Annotated in this window: 13 protein-coding genes and 1 other RNA gene; 7 read left to right on the plus strand and 7 right to left on the minus strand. The window is 69.3% G+C overall.

Annotation, left to right across the window (positions count from 1 at the left end; all coding sequences use genetic code 11):
• Positions 1 to 5 precede the first annotated feature (5 nt).
• Complete coding sequence (gene ligD / locus Q333_RS0102335) at positions 6 to 2,546, plus strand: DNA ligase D (RefSeq protein ID WP_029415142.1); 2,541 nt, start codon at positions 6 to 8, stop codon at positions 2,544 to 2,546.
• Here ligD and ku read toward each other — a convergent pair.
• The 4 genes from ku to ffs form a co-directional block, all read right to left on the minus strand.
• Positions 2,543 to 3,436: a non-homologous end joining protein Ku gene (gene ku / locus Q333_RS0102340; protein WP_029415143.1), complete on the minus strand. Its 894-nt coding sequence runs from the start codon at positions 3,434 to 3,436 to the stop codon at positions 2,543 to 2,545. The two genes, ligD and ku, sit on opposite strands and share 4 nt — an antisense overlap.
• A 76-nt stretch (positions 3,437 to 3,512) precedes the next feature.
• Positions 3,513 to 5,348: a DNA polymerase III subunit gamma/tau gene (locus Q333_RS0102345; protein ID WP_029415144.1), complete on the minus strand. Its 1,836-nt coding sequence runs from the start codon at positions 5,346 to 5,348 to the stop codon at positions 3,513 to 3,515.
• Positions 5,349 to 5,567: 219 nt separating this feature from the next.
• Positions 5,568 to 5,969, minus strand: coding sequence for a DUF3597 domain-containing protein (locus Q333_RS0102350; protein WP_029415145.1), 402 nt, complete (start codon positions 5,967 to 5,969; stop codon positions 5,568 to 5,570).
• A gap of 173 nt (positions 5,970 to 6,142) precedes the next feature.
• An RNA gene (gene ffs / locus Q333_RS17220) (signal recognition particle sRNA small type) lies at positions 6,143 to 6,236 on the minus strand.
• Positions 6,237 to 6,312: 76 nt separating this feature from the next.
• On the opposite strand from ffs, the gene nudC reads away from it, so the two are divergent.
• Positions 6,313 to 7,233 carry an NAD(+) diphosphatase gene (gene nudC, locus Q333_RS0102355; RefSeq protein ID WP_029415146.1) on the plus strand — a complete coding sequence of 307 codons (921 nt, stop codon included), beginning with the start codon at positions 6,313 to 6,315 and terminating at the stop codon, positions 7,231 to 7,233.
• Positions 7,234 to 7,384: 151 nt separating this feature from the next.
• Here nudC and Q333_RS0102360 read toward each other — a convergent pair whose 3' ends face one another.
• Positions 7,385 to 8,107, minus strand: coding sequence for a 3-deoxy-manno-octulosonate cytidylyltransferase (locus Q333_RS0102360; RefSeq protein WP_029415147.1), 723 nt, complete (start codon positions 8,105 to 8,107; stop codon positions 7,385 to 7,387).
• A 154-nt stretch (positions 8,108 to 8,261) separates the two neighbouring features.
• Between Q333_RS0102360 and Q333_RS0102365 the strand changes: the two genes are divergently transcribed.
• Positions 8,262 to 8,981 (plus strand): c-type cytochrome, encoded by a 720-nt coding sequence (locus tag Q333_RS0102365; protein ID WP_029415148.1) that lies wholly within the window; start codon positions 8,262 to 8,264, stop codon positions 8,979 to 8,981.
• 4 nt (positions 8,982 to 8,985) lie between these two features.
• On the opposite strand, the gene Q333_RS0102370 is transcribed toward Q333_RS0102365, so the two are convergent.
• Together Q333_RS0102370 and Q333_RS0102375 are read right to left on the minus strand one after the other, a co-directional pair.
• Complete coding sequence (locus Q333_RS0102370) at positions 8,986 to 9,771, minus strand: C40 family peptidase (protein WP_051651068.1); 786 nt, start codon at positions 9,769 to 9,771, stop codon at positions 8,986 to 8,988.
• A gap of 72 nt (positions 9,772 to 9,843) precedes the next feature.
• Positions 9,844 to 11,241 (minus strand): leucyl aminopeptidase family protein, encoded by a 1,398-nt coding sequence (locus Q333_RS0102375; RefSeq protein WP_029415150.1) that lies wholly within the window; start codon positions 11,239 to 11,241, stop codon positions 9,844 to 9,846.
• A gap of 82 nt (positions 11,242 to 11,323) precedes the next feature.
• On the opposite strand from Q333_RS0102375, the gene Q333_RS0102380 reads away from it, so the two are divergent.
• From Q333_RS0102380 to thrS, 4 genes are read left to right on the plus strand one after another with little or no spacing between them, the layout of a single operon-like run.
• The gene (locus tag Q333_RS0102380; protein WP_029415151.1) at positions 11,324 to 12,151 is read left to right on the plus strand and encodes a tetratricopeptide repeat protein; all 828 of its coding nucleotides are present in this window, start codon (positions 11,324 to 11,326) and stop codon (positions 12,149 to 12,151) included.
• Positions 12,152 to 12,189: 38 nt separating this feature from the next.
• Entirely contained in the window at positions 12,190 to 12,645 is a 456-nt protein-coding gene (locus Q333_RS0102385; RefSeq protein WP_029415152.1) for an iron-sulfur cluster assembly scaffold protein, read from the plus strand.
• 45 nt (positions 12,646 to 12,690) lie between these two features.
• Positions 12,691 to 12,942, plus strand: coding sequence for a membrane protein insertion efficiency factor YidD (yidD, locus tag Q333_RS0102390; RefSeq protein WP_029415153.1), 252 nt, complete (start codon positions 12,691 to 12,693; stop codon positions 12,940 to 12,942).
• Complete coding sequence (gene thrS / locus Q333_RS0102395; protein ID WP_029415154.1) at positions 12,939 to 14,864, plus strand: threonine--tRNA ligase; 1,926 nt, start codon at positions 12,939 to 12,941, stop codon at positions 14,862 to 14,864. The genes yidD and thrS overlap by 4 nt, the downstream gene beginning before the upstream one ends.
• Positions 14,865 to 14,886: the final 22 nt, after the last annotated feature.

Consider the following 14,886-nt stretch of genomic DNA (forward strand, 5'->3'; position numbering starts at 1 on the left):
AAACGATGCGCGGCGAGCTCGAGACCTATCGCAGGAAGCGACGCTTCAACGACACGCCAGAGCCGCGTGGACGCAAGGTCGCCGGCAAGGCGACGGGCGGTGGTCGTTATCTTATCCAGCGACACGCGGCGACGCGGCTGCACTATGATTTCCGCATCGAAGTCGACGGGGTGCTGAAGTCCTGGGCCGTGACCAAGGCGCCGTCGCGGGATCCGAAGGTCAAGCGGCTGGCGGTCGAGGTCGAGGACCATCCCCTCGACTACGGCGACTTCGAAGGGACCATTCCCGGCGGCAACTATGGCGCCGGCACGGTGCAGATGTGGGACACGGGGACCTGGAGCCCCCAGGAGCCGGACCTGGCCGCCGCCTTCAAGCGGGGCCAGGTCAAGATGGTGCTGGAAGGTGAGCGGCTTCAGGGCAAGTGGGCGCTGATCCGTCTGAAAGGCGATCGCGGCAAGCCGTCCAAGCGCAACAACTGGCTGCTGATCAAGGAGAAGGACGACCACGCAGTCGAGGGCGAGAGCGACGCCAACATGGAGATCGATGCGTCCGTCGTCTCGGGCCGGACGATGGCCGAGATCGCCGACGGCAAGGCGCAGTGGACGTCGTCGAAGCCCACGAGCCGCAGGGCTCCCGCGAAACCGAAGCCGAGCCCGGCGCAGGTGTCTCACGCGCGAAAGCCTCACGCCTTCGTGCCGATCCAGCTGTGCAAGGTGGTCGATCATCCGCCCGGCGACGCGGGCTGGGTGCATGAGATCAAGTTCGACGGATATCGCGTGCAGATCTCGACCGGAGGCGGGCGGGCGACGGTGCGGACGCGCAACGGCCTGGACTGGACCGATCGATTTCCGGAGCTGGCGGCCGACGCAGGGGCCTGGCCAGACGCGGTCATCGACGGGGAGGTCTGCGCCCTGGCCGAGGACGCCAGTCCGGACTTCTCTGCACTGCAGGCGGCCCTGTCCGACGGCAAAACGGAGGATCTGATCTATTTCGCCTTCGACCTGCTGTTCGAGGGTGCCGAAGACCTGCGGGACCTGCCGCTGTCGCACCGCAAGGCGCGGTTACGGGCGCTGCTTGACCGACTGCCCCATGGCATGGCGGGCCGGGTGAGATTCGTGGACCACTTCGGGTCGAGCGGGCGGGCCGTTCTGGAAAGCGCGTGTCGCATGGATCTGGAAGGTGTCATTTCCAAGCGGCTGGACGCGCCCTATCGCGCGGGGCGATCGACGACCTGGGTCAAGTCCAAATGCCGGGGCCGTGACGAGGTCGTCATCGGCGGCTGGACGGCGGAAGGGTCCCGCTTCCGGTCCCTGCTGGTGGGGGTGAAGGACAAGGATGGCCTGCGGTCGCTCGGCCGAGTCGGAACAGGCTTCGGCCAACCCCTGCTCAAGACCCTGCTACCGGCGCTGGAGGCGGCGGGCGCTGGCTCGTCGCCCTTCGTCGGCAAGGGGGCGCCGCGTCGAACGGGCGGGGAGACGATCCACTGGCTGAAGCCCGTGCTGGTCGCAGAGATCGACCACGGCGGCTACACCGACGGCGGATCGTTGCGGCAGGCTAGCTTCAAGGGCCTGCGCGAGGACAAGCCGGCAGCCGAGGTCGATGCCATGCCCCAGGCCCCGACCAAGGCGGCCGGGACGACCAAGGTCGGCAAGACCGTGGTGGCGGGCGTCACGATCTCAAACCCCGACAAGGTGCTGTGGCCCGGGCGGGACGGCGCGCCGGCGATCACCAAGGCCGATCTGGCGCGCTACTATGAGGCGGTCGCCGAGCGCATCCTGCCCCACATCGAGGACCGGCCGGTGTCGATCATCCGCGCGCCGGAGGGCATCGGCGGCGAACGCTTCTTCCAGCGCCACGCCATGCCGGGTTCCAACCCCCGGCTGAAGCTCATCGATGTGAAGGAGCGCAAGCCCTACGTCTCCGTAGTCGACGTCGGGGGGCTCGTGGCGGTGGGACAGGCCGGAGGGCTGGAGCTGCATCCCTGGGGCGCAGCGCCAGGCGACCCGGAGACGCCGGATCAGATCACCTTCGACCTCGATCCGGACGAGGGGCTGGACTTCGAGGCGGTGATCGCGGCGGCCAGGGCGGTGAAAGCAAAGCTGGAGACGCTGGGGCTGAACCCGTTCGTCAAGACGACCGGCGGCAAGGGTCTGCACGTCGTCGTCCCGATCAAGGCGGACAAGCGATCGGCCGTCACCTGGGACCAGAACAAGGCCTTCGCCAAGGCCGTGTCCGAAGCCGTGCGCGCCGACCAGCCCGACCGCTTCACCACGACTCTCGCCAAGAAGGCGCGGGGCGGGAAGATCTTCCTCGACTATCTGCGCAACGGACGCATGGCGACGGCGGTCGCGCCCTGGTCACCCCGCGCCAGGCCAGGCGCCGGCATCGCCTTTCCGCTGAGCTGGAGCCAGGTCAAGTCCGGGCTGGATCCGCGCGCCTACACGATGCATACGGCACCGGCGCTGCTGAAGAAGGCCGATCCGTGGAAGGCGTTCCGGGCAAGCGCGGTCAGCCTCAGGCCGGCTTTGAAGACGATGGGGGTCTAGGCGGCCTTCTTCTTGGTCGCAGGCTTGCGGGTGTTGGACTTGGCGGCGGTCTTCTTGGCCGGGGCCGACTTGGCGGACGTCGCCTTCTTGGCCGCCGCTTTGACGTCGCCAGACGCGGACCCTTTCAGACTGTTCCGCAGCGCCGCCATAAGGTCGATGACATTGGTGTCTTCCGGCTCCTCGACGCCGACGACGGCCTTGCCGCCCTTCTGCTTGGCCTTGATGAGGTCGCGGAGCGCGTCGTCGTAGCGATCATGAAACTTGGTCGGATCGAACTCGGCTTCCTTCTGGCCGATGATGCGTGTGGCGATCTCGACCATATCCTTGTCGGTCTTCACTGCGGGGATGTCGTCGAAGTAGTCGGCCGCGTCGCGGACCTCGTCGTGAGCCCGCAAGGTGTAGGCGATCAGGCCGGCGTCCCGAACCTCCAGCGCGATCTGTCGCTCGCGGCCGCGCAGCACCAGACTGCCGATCGCGACCTTGCCGGCGGCCTTCATGGCGTCGCGGATGACGGCGAAGGCTTCGACGCCCACGCCCTTCTCGGGCACCACGAAGAAGGGGTCGGACCAGTAGAGGCGGTCGATGTCGGTCTCGTCGACGAAGCTGTCGATGCAGATGGTGTGGGTGGTCTCCAGCTTGACCTTGTCGAAGTCGGCGTCGTCCAGAAGGACGTATTCGTCCTTGGAAACCTCATAGCCCTTGACCAGGTCAGACCGCTCGACCGGTCCGGCGTCGGGGTCGGTCGGCACCATGCGGATGCGATTGTTGGTGTCCGGATTGATCAGGTGGAAGCTGACCCGGGCGTTGGACGCGGTGGCGGTGTAAAGGCCGACGGGGCAGGTGACCAGCGACAGCTTAAGATGACCATGCCAGACGGGACGCGCGGCCATGACTGTGACTCCTCGGTTTCGGGGAGTCGTAACGGCGCTGTAGCGCTTGGGTTCACAGTCCGCGCCTTGTTGGGCCTCAGTCGTCTTCGCCGACCGCTTCGTCGGGGATGACCGGCAGTTCCACCACCGGGGTCAGGGTCTTGATCTCACCCAGGACCGTGCCGGGGAACGCCTGCATCACCGCCTGGACGAAGGGGTCGGCCTCGACCTCGGCCCGGAGGTTGGCGGCCGCCTTCTTCTCCTGTTCGATCAGGGTCTCGCCGCCGCCCTGGCCGTTGGCGACGACGAACCACTGGCGGCCGGTCCATTCCTTTAGACGGCCCGCCAGGCGGGTGGCGAGGTTGGCGGGCGCGCCGGGGGCGGGCTCGAAGGTCAGCTGGCCGGACTTGAAGGACACAGGGCGGACGTAGCGCTGGACGTCCATCTGCAGCGCGATTTCGCGCTTCTCCCCGATCAGGGCGACCACGGCCTCGAAGCTCTGCGGGTCGGGCAGGCTGGGCTGGGCGGCCGGGCGGGCCGCGAGCTGGGCCGAGGCGCCGCCTCCGCCGCCGCGCGGCGCGGAGCCGCCGGGGCCGCCGGACAGAGGCTCTCCGGACTGGAGCTTCTTCAGCGCCTCTTCCGGGCCGGGCAGGTCGGCGGCATAGGCGAGGCGGACGATGGCCATTTCGACCGCGTCAGCGGGGCTGGGGGCGCGGCGGACCTCCTCCAGCGCCTTCAGCAGCATGGACCAGGTGCGCGACAGCGTCCCGGCCGAGACCACCGAGCCGAGCGCGGCCAGGCGCTGGGCCTGATCGTTCGGCAAGCGAGTCGCGTTGGGGCCCAGCATCTTGGCGACCGAGGCGGCGTGGCAGTGTTCGAGCAGGTCGTTGGTCACCTGCACCGGGTCGGCGCCGAAGCCGTAGAGGGTGCGGAAGGTCTCCAGCGCCTCGGGCGTGCGACCGGCCATCAGCTGTTCGAACAGCTGGATGGTCTGGCTGCGGTCGGCCAGCCCCAGCATGTCGCGGACCAGGTCGGTGCGGACCGGCTCTCCGCGCTCGCCCTGGACCAGCGCCTGATCCAGCAGGGACAGCCCGTCGCGGACCGAGCCCTCGGCGGCGCGGGCGATGAGGGCGAGCGCATCGGCCTCGACCTTCATGCCTTCCTTGTCGGCGACGCGGGCCAGGTGCTCAACCAGGACCTCGGGCTCGACGCGGCGCAGGTCGAAGCGCTGGCAGCGGCTGAGGATCGTCACCGGGACCTTGCGGATCTCGGTGGTGGCGAAGATGAACTTGGCGTGGGGAGGAGGCTCTTCCAGCGTCTTCAGCAGTGCGTTGAACGCCTGGTTGGACAGCATGTGGACTTCGTCGAGCACATAGACCTTGTAGCGGGCCTCGACCGGGGCGTAGCGGACGCTTTCGAGAATATCGCGGATGTCGTTGACGCCGGTGTGGCTGGCGGCGTCCATCTCCATGACGTCCATGTGCTGGCCCGCCATGATCGCCGCGTCGTGGCGGCCGTGGGCGGTCAGCTCCAGCGAGGGCCGGTCGATGGTCGGTGTCTCGTTGTTCAGGGCGCGGGCCAGCAGGCGCGCGGTCGTGGTCTTTCCGACGCCCCGGACGCCAGTCAGCATGAAAGCGTGGGCGATGCGGCCGGTGGCGAAGGCGTTGGTGAGCGTCCTCACCATCGCCTCCTGGCCGATCAGGTCCTCGAAGGTGCGTGGCCGGTATTTGCGGGCGAGGACGGTGTAGGCCTCGCCGTCATTCTGGTGGGCACCCGGCGGCTGGGTCGCCGGAGCGGGCGCGACCCTGGCTGCCTCGGCCGTGGGGGCAGTCGCGGGCGCGCCGAACATGTCGTCGGTGTTCTGGTCGCGCTCTGGCGCGTCGTCGTCCTCCGCCCAGGGCGGATCGCCGGAATCAAGGTCGACGTCGGTCATCAGCGCAGGTTAGCGCGGGAGAGGCGGCGGAGGCGACTCCGCTTCTATTCTTTCGTCATTCCGGGCGGAGCGTAGCGGAGACCCGGAACAGGGCGGCGCGCGATAGCGCGAAACTGTCGCGCAGGCCGCTCCCGGACGCATTTCGCCTCCGCTGCGCTCCGGCGCCACCTTGTTCCGGGTCTCTGGTCGCTTCGCTCCCGACGCCCGGAATGACGAAAGTCAGGACATCAGGTCGCGGGGAAGTTGGCCGCCATTGTCGATGATCTTCTGAATGACCTGCTTGTGCAGCCAGATGTTCATCGCCGCGCTGTCGGATTTGTCGCCGGTATAGCCAAGCTCATCCGCCAGTTCCTTGCGTTCGGCCAGCGAGCTTTCCAGGCCGATCAGCTTCATCAGGTCGACGATGGAGGTGCGCCAGTTCAGTTTCTGGTCCCGCTGCTCGTTCATGAAGTCGAGGATGCCGGCGACATCGACGGGCTGGGGCGGCTGGGGCGCGGTGGCGACGGCGGCGGTGACGGGTGGCTGGACGGGAGCGGCGGTCGGGGCCGGCGTCGGGGCGGCGGCTGGCGCGTCCTTCTTGCGATTGAAGATGCCGCCGAGGATCTTGCCGAGAATGCTCATGTCGCCGCTCCGGTTGGGGTCGGACGAGGAGCGGTCTCACGCGGTGAAGGTTCCCGTCGTCACGCAGCCTGAACGCGCTCAGGCAGCGAGCAACCGCGTCGCGAGCGGTAGCGCACCAACCCGCGCTCAGGCAGCCAGGCTCCGCGAGCCGAGCGGTAGCGCATCAAAACAAGGGAGGTGGAGACCGCGACCCGAAGGGGAATTCGTTGTGGCTGCTGCCTTCCGGCCCTGACCAGGTTGGCGAAGCCTTCGCCCGCGATCTCCGAGGCCCATATGGGCCGACGGCGCGACGGGATCAAGGCGCCCCCTCCCCTGCACAACCGAACGCCGCTAGGAATCGGACATGGCCCTCCCCGCCCTGAACACCTTCGCCGGCAATCCGCTGGACCGCGCCGGAGACCGGCGAAACGACCCCGAATGGCTGGCTGAACAGGGGGCGAACCCCGAGGCGCTGGCCATGATGCTTTGGCAGGGCCGGCCGCTGCTGGAAGAGACGGCGAACGGGCCGCGTCTGGCCTGGGTCGACCTGACCCGAGCGCGGGCAATGGTGGATGAAGCCGATCATGAGCTGTTCCTCGGCCTGTGGAAGGGCGCGCCGGTGTTTGCCGTGGAGTTCGAGGGCGCGGCCGACCCGACGATCGGACCGGTGGCCGGGCTGGGCGTCTTCACCGAGCTGCGCGAGGCGGCGGCGGTGCTGCCGGACGCGGACGCGGCCATGGCGGGGACAGCGCGCAGCCTGTTCGACTGGAGCCGGCGGCATGGCTTCTGCGCCAACTGCGGGCAGGCGACGGAGCTCATCTCCGGCGGATGGAAACGGAAGTGCCCGGCCTGTGCGACCGAGCATTTCCCGCGTGTCGATCCGGTGACGATCATGCTGCCGGTGTTCGAGGGCCGCTGCCTGCTGGGGCGGCAGGCGGCCTGGCCCCACGGGCGGATGTCGGCGTTGGCAGGCTTTCTGGAACCCGGCGAGACCATCGAGGAGGGCTGCGCCCGCGAGATCGCCGAGGAGGCGGGGCTGACGGTGACGGCTCTGCGCTATCACTCCAGCCAGCCGTGGCCCTTTCCATCCCAGCTGATGATCGGCCTGATCGCGGAGGTGTCGGACGATCACGCGACGCCCGACCAGACCGAGCTGGAAGAGGTGCGCTGGTTCACGCGTGACGAGGCGCGGGCCGTGCTGGCGGGCGCGCACGAGGTGAAGGCCCCGCCGAGGTTCGCGATCGCGCGGACCTTGCTGGAGGCGTGGGTCGAAGGCGAGGGGTGAGCGGGCGACGCTCTCCCTCCCCTTCATGGGGAGGGACGACCGCGAAGCGGTCAGGGTGGGGTCCGAAAAGTAGGTTCGCACCGCTCTGCCCCACCCGCGCTCGGCTCCGCCTCGCGGTCCCTCCCCATACAGGGGAGGGAGAAGTCGCACGTCATGCCAACCCGCGCGCCGCCTCCAGGTCGGCGGGATTGTCGACAGAGATCGGGGCCTCAGCCACCGTCGCGGCCCAGATTGACAGCCCCAGTTCAAGGGCGCGCAGCTGCTCCAGCTTCTCGCGCTTCTCCAGCGGTGACGGCGGGGCGGCGCAGAAGCGTTTCAGGGCCTCGCGGCGGTAGCCGTAGATGCCGATGTGACGCCAGACGGGGCCGTCGCCGTAGAGGGTCGAGCGGGTGAAGTAGAGGGCGCGGGCGTGGCGGTGGCCTTCTTCGATCGCCAGCACGGCCTTGACCACATCGACATTGGCGCGGTCGGATGGATCCAGCTCGGGCGCAACGAGGGTGGCGATGTCGCACGTGGGCTCGCCGTGCAGCAGGGCCGCGCAGGCCGTGGCCAGGCCCGGATCGGCGAAGGGCATGTCGCCCTGAAGGTTGACGACCGCGTCGTACTCGCCGTCGGGGTCGATCGCTTCCAGGGCGGCGAGCGCGCGGTCAGAACCGCTGGGCAAGGCCGGATCGGTCAGAACGGCGCGGCCGCCGGCGGCTTGGACTACCTCGACGATCTCCGGGTCGCCGGCGGCGACGGCGACGGGCAGGCCCGACAGCACAGCCTGTTCCCAGGCGCGCACGATCATGGGCCTGCCGCCGATGTCGGCCAGGGGCTTGCCCGGCAGGCGGGTCGCGGCCATGCGCGTCGGGATCAGGATCAGGGGCGTCATTTATGCGTTTCCCGTGATGCGACGCCGAGCCGCTGAATCGAGCGGCCGGGCCGGTTGCGAAGGCGGCGCTAGCGTGTCAGAGACCGCCGCGCAAGACACTCGCCCGCTTCGCCACTCCCCGGCGCGGGCCATTAGACGGGATGCGACGACGCGGATGAGCGGCGATCTGAAGTGGAACAAGATCATGGGCGCGGGCCTGGGTACGGCCTTCGTCGTGCTGGCGCTGCAGCAGGTCTCGGGGGCGATCTATGCGCCCCATCATGAGTCCGAGAAGATGGGCTACTTCATCAATGCGCCCGAGGAGGCCGAGGGCGGCGCCGAAGAGGCCGTGCTGCCGCCGGACTGGGGCACACTGCTGCCGGTCGCGGACCTGGCCGCCGGTGAAGCCGCATTCGCCCGCTGCGCGTCGTGCCACTCGATCAATGCGGGCGGCGCCAACGGCATCGGGCCGAACCTGCATGGCGTCGTCGGACGTCCGGTCGGCGCTCATGCCGGCTTTGCCTTCTCGGAAGCCATGGTGGCGCACCGCTCGGTCGATCCGACCTGGTCGCTGGACGCGCTGGATCAGTTCATCAACGCCCCGGCTCGCTACGTCGAGGGCACCAAGATGTCCTTCGCAGGCCTGCGCGATACCCAGGCCCGCGTGAACCTGATCGCCTATCTGCGCAGCCAGGGCTCGGAAGGCTTCCCGATCCCCGCGCCCGATCCGGCGCGTCAACCCGGCGCGGCAGCACCCGCCGAGGGTGCGGCTCCGGCGGACGGCGCTGCGGCTCCGGCCGAAGGCGCGGATGCGGCGGGCGTCGATCCGAACGCGGCGGCGACGCAGGCCGGCGACGTGGCGGCCCCGGCGGCCGACAGCGCGCCCGCGGGCTGATCGTCTAAAGGATGCGTCTGAAGCGGGCGGCCTCGAAGCCGTCCGCCAGACAGCGCGCATCGGCTTCGGCGAAGGTCTCGAGGACGACCGCGCCGTGATGGCCGCTGGCGTGAATTACTCGGCTCGCGTCGAGCATCAGGGCCGAATGGCCGGTCCAGCTCTGGCCGGACTCGATCTTCAGCCAGACCACCAGGTCGCCGCGGCGAGCCTCGGCGAGCGCGATCGGTTCGCCGAGTTCGGCCTGTTCATGAGCGCGCCGAGGACCGGCCAGACCGCAGGCGAACAGGGCCTGTTGCACCAGACCCGAACAATCGGTCGCCCGCGACGACCGCGCGCCCAGTTCGTGAGGCGTGCCCAGCAGGCGTTCGGCGACGGTGACTGGGTCGGTTTCGAACAGGCCGATCGGACGCGCGCTCAAGATGTCTGCATTCTCGATCACCAGGGCGTTCAACGGGAGTTCGGCATCGACGATGCCCATGGTGTGGGTGGGACGAACGAGCCCCGGTGCCAGCGCGGCCAGATCGATCCAGCCGACAACGCCATCGCGGCGGGCCTGACCCCAGGCGCGGCCGTCGGCCTCATCCAGAACGTCGAAGACCTCGCCGAACAGCAGCTGATCGATCCGCTCGGAGGCCACGTCGGCCTCGGCATGGATGTCGGCCACCGCGACGGCGGCACGCATGGTCCGCGTGGCACGATAAGCGTCGGCCGGCACCATCCCCTCGAGCGACAGCGCCGCGAGGTCGGGACGGGCCAGAAGCGGCCGGGCGGGGATGAAGGCGTCGGTCAAGCGCGGGCTCTGACGATTGAGCAGGCACACTGGCCGACGAAGGCGAAAATCCCGTTAAGCTGCGAGGCTGAATCAGGATTCTCCGTATCGCCCCTTCAACATGGCATAGGTCGCGCGCAGACCTTGCGCCTCGCCGCCTTCGGGCCAGCCAGGGCGATTGCGGGGGTTCCAGGCGAAGATGTCCATGTGCGCCCAAGCGCCGGTGGTCGGCGCGAATTTCTGCAGGAACAGGGCGGCGGTGATCGACCCCCCTTGCGCCCATCCGGCGCTATCGTTCCTCACATCGGCCAATTCGCTGTCGATGGCGGCGCGATAGCCGGGCCACAGGGGCATGCGCCAGAGCGGATCGCGGACCTCAGCGGCTGCACGTAGCAGGTCTGCGGCCAACGCCTCGTCGTCGGTGTAGAGTGGCGGCAGTTCCGGCCCGAGGGCCACGCGAGCGGCCCCGGTCAGGGTGGCGAAGTCCAGCGTCAGGTCGGGCGTATGCTCCGAGGCGCGAGCGAGCGCATCGGCGAGGATCAGCCGGCCCTCGGCGTCGGTGTTGCCGATCTCGATGGTCAGACCCTTGCGGCTGCCCAAGATGTCGCCGGGGCGGAAGGCGTCGGCGGAGATGGCGTTCTCCACCGCCGCGACCAGCACCACCAGCCGCACGGCCAGCCCCGCCTGCATGACCAGTCGGCCGAGCGCCAGCGCGTGCGCGGCTCCGCCCATGTCCTTCTTCATGTTGCGCATGCCAGCGGCGGGCTTGATGTCGAGGCCGCCCGAGTCGAACGCCACCCCCTTGCCGACCAGGGCGATCAGCGGCCGGTCGGTCCGGTCAAGGTTCCAGCCGATCTCGAGGATGCGCGGCGCGCGGTGCGGCGCGGCGGCGCGGCCCACTGCGTGGATGGCCGGGTAGTTCTGCTCCAGCAGGTCGTCGCCGGTCGTGACGGAGAGCGTCGCGCCGTGGGCCTCGGCGATCTCGCGGGCGATGGTCTCCATCTGCAACGGGCCCATGTCGGCGGCGGGGGTGTCGACCATCTCGCGGGCCAGTGCGCATGCCGAGGCGATGCGGTTGGCCTCCTCCGCGTCGAAACCCTCAGGCGCGACCAGGCGGACCTCGGCGACATCCTTTCGGGGCTTGTAGCGGTCGAAGGCGTAGCGACCGAGCAGGAAGGCCAGCGCGGCCACGCGGGCGTCCTCCGGCTCCGCCTCCAGACGGTAGAGGCCGGTCGGCAGCCTGGCCGTCAGGGCGCGGGCGCTCATGGGATCGAAGGTCTGGCCCGTCCCGACCAGCACATGATCGACCCCGCCGTCAGCACCGGGCACGACGACAACCTGACCCGGCTTGCCCTTGAACCCCATCCGCTCGGCCCAGGTGCGGGCGGTGTCGGCGATCGCGCCTTCCGGCCCGGCGAACCGGACCGGGATGGCGGCGGCGGCCTCGGCCGAATCGGCGGCGACGATGGGATCGGGCGAGAGGGCGGACATGGCGGGCCTTTGTCGGATTAACCAATGCTTGACGCGAAGCGCCGAGTCTTCTGCGGACAGACTTACCGGATCGGTCCGCCCCATGTCGCTGAACCGCGTCGCAAGCTCAATCCTGATCGCCGCCGCATGCTGCGCGGCCATGCCCGCCTTCGCCCAGACCGCGCCGACCCAGACGGCCGCCGCGCCGGCGGTGCCCGCGCCGCGCCAGCCCGCCTCGGCCGAGGAGCGCGCCGCCTACAACCGCCTCGATCCCCTGGCCCGCTCGGTGTTCTGGGCGCGGGAGATGGAGGTCAATCCCATGGACCCCGTCGCGGGCGTCGAGCTGGCCGAGGCCCTGCGCCAGCTGGGCCAGCACGAACAGGCCGCCGCCACGGCGCGGCAGGTTCTGACGCTGCAGCCGACCAACATCGAGGCCATGCTCGAAATCGGCCGGGCCGAGATCGCGCGGGGTCAGGCCTTCTATGGCATCGCCCCGCTGGAACAGGCGCGTGATCTGGCGCCCAACGACTGGCGGCCGCTGTCGCTGCTGGGCGTGGCCTATCAGCAGGTGCGCCGCGCTGAGGATGCCCAGGCCGCATGGCGGGCGGCGCTCGCCATCTCTCCGGACAATCCGGACGTCCTGACCAACGCGGGCATGGCGCTGGCCACATCCGGCGACGCGACGGGAGCCGAAGCCATGCTGCGCCGCGCGGTCGCGCAGCCGACGGCGACCCAGCAGATGCGGCTGAACCTCGCCATGATGCTGGGCCTGCAGGGCAATATGCCCGAAGCCGAGCAGATCATCCGCCGCGAACTTCCGCCCGAACTGGCCGACCGGAACCTGCAATGGCTGCGGTCGCAGACACGGGTTCAGTCCGCCGCCCTGCCGACCGATCAGGCGCGGACCTGGGGCTCGCTGCAGAGTCCCTGAGGCTTTCGGGCGGACCCGGCTGCGCCTATGTTCGGCCCATGATCGACGACCTCTACAGCGCGCGCATCCTGACGCTGGCGGCGAACCTGCCGCACGCCGGACGGCTGGCCGCGCCGCAGGGCACGGGTGAGCGGGTGGCCAGGCTGTGCGGGTCCAAGGCCATCGTGGATGTGGTTCTGGACGAGGCTGGGCGCGTCGTCGACTTCGCCCAGGACGTGAAGGCCTGCGCGCTGGGCCAGGCGGCCGCCGGTGTGCTGGGCGAGAGCGTGATCGAGGCTTCGATCGATGAACTTCGCACCACGCGCGATGCGATGCTCGGCATGCTGAAGTCGGGCGGCGAAGGTCCGACCGGTCGGTTCGAGGGTCTGCGCGTGCTGAAACAGGTCGCGGACTATCCCGCGCGCCACGCCTCCACGATGGTCGCCATCGAGGCGACGCTGGAGGCGGTCGAGGCCGCGCTCGCCGCCCGAACTAGGCTCGCCGGCGCCGCCTGACGGCCCGGTTGCAGACCCCGCCCGCGCGGGGGATAAGCCCGGCCCATGGCCCGCTCCGGCAGTCTTTATGAACGCGGCGTCCGCGCGGCCCATCGGGGCTACAAGCTGACGCTCAGCCCCTTCTTCGGCCAGTCCTGCCGCTTCCTCCCCACCTGTTCCGACTATGGCCGGGACGCCCTGATCCAGCACGGACCCGTCAAGGGCGGGTGGCTGACGGTGCGGCGACTGTGTAGATGCCATCCCTTCGGCGGATCGGGATACGACCCGGTGCCGCCCATCGAGACCAAAGACCCATGATCCAGCTGACCTTCCCCGACGGCGCCACGCGTGAATACCCCGCCGGTTCGACCGCGCGCGATGTCGCCGCCGCCATCTCGCCGTCCCTGGCCAAGAAGGCCGTGCTGGCCGAGCTGAACGGCGAGCAGCGCGACCTGAACCGGGTGCTGGAGACGGGCGGCAGCTTCCGCCTGATCATGCGCGACGACCCCGAGGCGCTCTACACCATCCGCCACGACACGGCCCATGTGCTGGCCGAGGCCGTGCAGACGCTGTTCCCCGGCACCCAGGTCACCATCGGCCCGGCCATCGAGGACGGCTTCTATTACGACTTCTTCCGCGAGACGCCCTTCTCGACCGACGACTTCGCCGCCATCGAAAAGGAGATGGCGAAGATCGTGGACCGCGACGCCCGGTTCGAGCGCGAGGTCTGGGACCGCGACGAGGCCATCGTCTTCTTCGAGGCGCGGGGCGAGAAGTTCAAGGCCGAGCTGATCCGCGACCTGCCGGAGAACGAGACCATCACCCTGTATCGCCAGGGCGACTGGATCGACCTGTGCCGGGGGCCGCACTTCCCCTCCACCCGCCACGTCGGCAAGGCCTTCAAGCTGACCAAGCTGGCCGGGGCCTATTGGAGGGGCGACTCCAAGCGCGAGCAGCTGCAGCGGATTTACGGCACCGCCTGGGCGACCAGGGAGGACCTCGACGCCTATCTGAAGCGGCTGGAGGAGGCCGAGAAGCGCGACCACCGCAAGCTGGGCCGCCAGATGGAGCTCTTCCACATGCAGGAAGAGGGCCGGGGCATGGTCTTCTGGCATCCCAAGGGCTGGGTGCTGTGGCAGGTCATCGAGGCCTATATGCGCCGCCGCCTGGACGCCGCCGGCTATGTCGAGGTCAAGACGCCCCAGGTGCTGGACAGGAAGTTCTGGGAGGCGTCCGGCCACTGGGAAAAATACCGGCCCAATATGTTTGTCTGCGAGACGGTGGAGGGCGAAACGCTCAGCCTGAAACCGATGAACTGCCCCGGCCACGTGCAGATCTTCGGCATCGGCCAGAGGTCCTATCGCGAACTACCGCTGCGCATGGCCGAGTTCGGCGCCTGCCACCGCTATGAGCCGTCCGGCTCGCTGCACGGCCTGATGCGGGTGCGCGGCTTCACCCAGGACGACGCCCACATCTTCTGCCGCGAGGACCAGATCGTCGAGGAGACGGCGAACTTCATCGCCCTCGCGCGGTCGGTCCACGCGGACCTGGGGATGGAAACGGCCTACATCAGCCTGGGCACCCGGCCCGAGGTGCGCGCCGGCGACGACGCCTTCTGGGACAAGGCTGAGGCCCTGATGGCCGAGGCGGCCCGCGCCGCCGGGACCGAGCCGGTGGTGACGGAGGGCGACGGCGCCTTCTACGCGCCCAAGCTGGATTTCGTGGTCAAGGACGCCATCGGCCGCGAATGGACGTGTGGCACCATCCAGCTGGACTATGTGCTGCCCGAGCGTCTGGGCGCGGAATATGTCGGCGAGGATGGCGGCAAGCACCGGCCGGTCATGCTGCACCGGGCCATCCTGGGCAGTTTCGAGCGGTTCATCGGCATCATGATCGAGAACTACGCCGGGGCCTTCCCCCTGTGGCTCGCGCCCGTCCAGGCCGTGGTGGCGACCATCACCTCCGACGCCGACGACTATGCCCATCAGGTCGCCGCCCGCTTCAAGGCCGCGGGCCTGCGCGTCGAGACCGACCTGAGGAACGAGAAGGTCGGCTACAAGGTGCGCGAACACTCGGTCGGCAAGGTCCCCGTCATCGCCGTCGTCGGCCGCTCCGAGGCCGAAAAGGGCGAGGTGGCGATCCGGCGGCTGGGCAGCCAGGAGCAGACGGTGGTCAGCCTGGACGAGGCCGTGCGGCTCCTGACCGAGGAGGCGACGCCGCCGGATTTGCGGCGGGGGTAGAGCTAGCGACGCATGAATGTGC

This window comes from Brevundimonas bacteroides DSM 4726 (genome assembly GCF_000701445.1).
GTDB classification, from domain to species: domain Bacteria; phylum Pseudomonadota; class Alphaproteobacteria; order Caulobacterales; family Caulobacteraceae; genus Brevundimonas; species Brevundimonas bacteroides.

Excerpts from the sequence above, each read along its gene's own strand:
- ku (WP_029415143.1), bottom strand. The coding sequence starts at position 3,436 with ATGGCCGCGCGTCCCGTCTGGCATGGTCATCTTAAGCTGTCGCTGGTC.
- Q333_RS0102345 (WP_029415144.1), bottom strand. The coding sequence starts at position 5,348 with ATGACCGACGTCGACCTTGATTCCGGCGATCCGCCCTGGGCGGAGGAC.
- thrS (WP_029415154.1), top strand. The coding sequence starts at position 12,939 with ATGATCCAGCTGACCTTCCCCGACGGCGCCACGCGTGAATACCCCGCC.
- Q333_RS0102350 (WP_029415145.1), bottom strand. The coding sequence starts at position 5,969 with ATGAGCATTCTCGGCAAGATCCTCGGCGGCATCTTCAATCGCAAGAAG.
- ligD (WP_029415142.1), top strand. The coding sequence starts at position 6 with ATGCGCGGCGAGCTCGAGACCTATCGCAGGAAGCGACGCTTCAACGAC.
- Q333_RS0102360 (WP_029415147.1), bottom strand. The coding sequence starts at position 8,107 with ATGACGCCCCTGATCCTGATCCCGACGCGCATGGCCGCGACCCGCCTG.
- Q333_RS0102380 (WP_029415151.1), top strand. The coding sequence starts at position 11,324 with ATGTCGCTGAACCGCGTCGCAAGCTCAATCCTGATCGCCGCCGCATGC.
- Q333_RS0102385 (WP_029415152.1), top strand. The coding sequence starts at position 12,190 with ATGATCGACGACCTCTACAGCGCGCGCATCCTGACGCTGGCGGCGAAC.
- Q333_RS0102365 (WP_029415148.1), top strand. The coding sequence starts at position 8,262 with ATGAGCGGCGATCTGAAGTGGAACAAGATCATGGGCGCGGGCCTGGGT.
- yidD (WP_029415153.1), top strand. The coding sequence starts at position 12,691 with ATGGCCCGCTCCGGCAGTCTTTATGAACGCGGCGTCCGCGCGGCCCAT.
- nudC (WP_029415146.1), top strand. The coding sequence starts at position 6,313 with ATGGCCCTCCCCGCCCTGAACACCTTCGCCGGCAATCCGCTGGACCGC.
- Q333_RS0102375 (WP_029415150.1), bottom strand. The coding sequence starts at position 11,241 with ATGTCCGCCCTCTCGCCCGATCCCATCGTCGCCGCCGATTCGGCCGAG.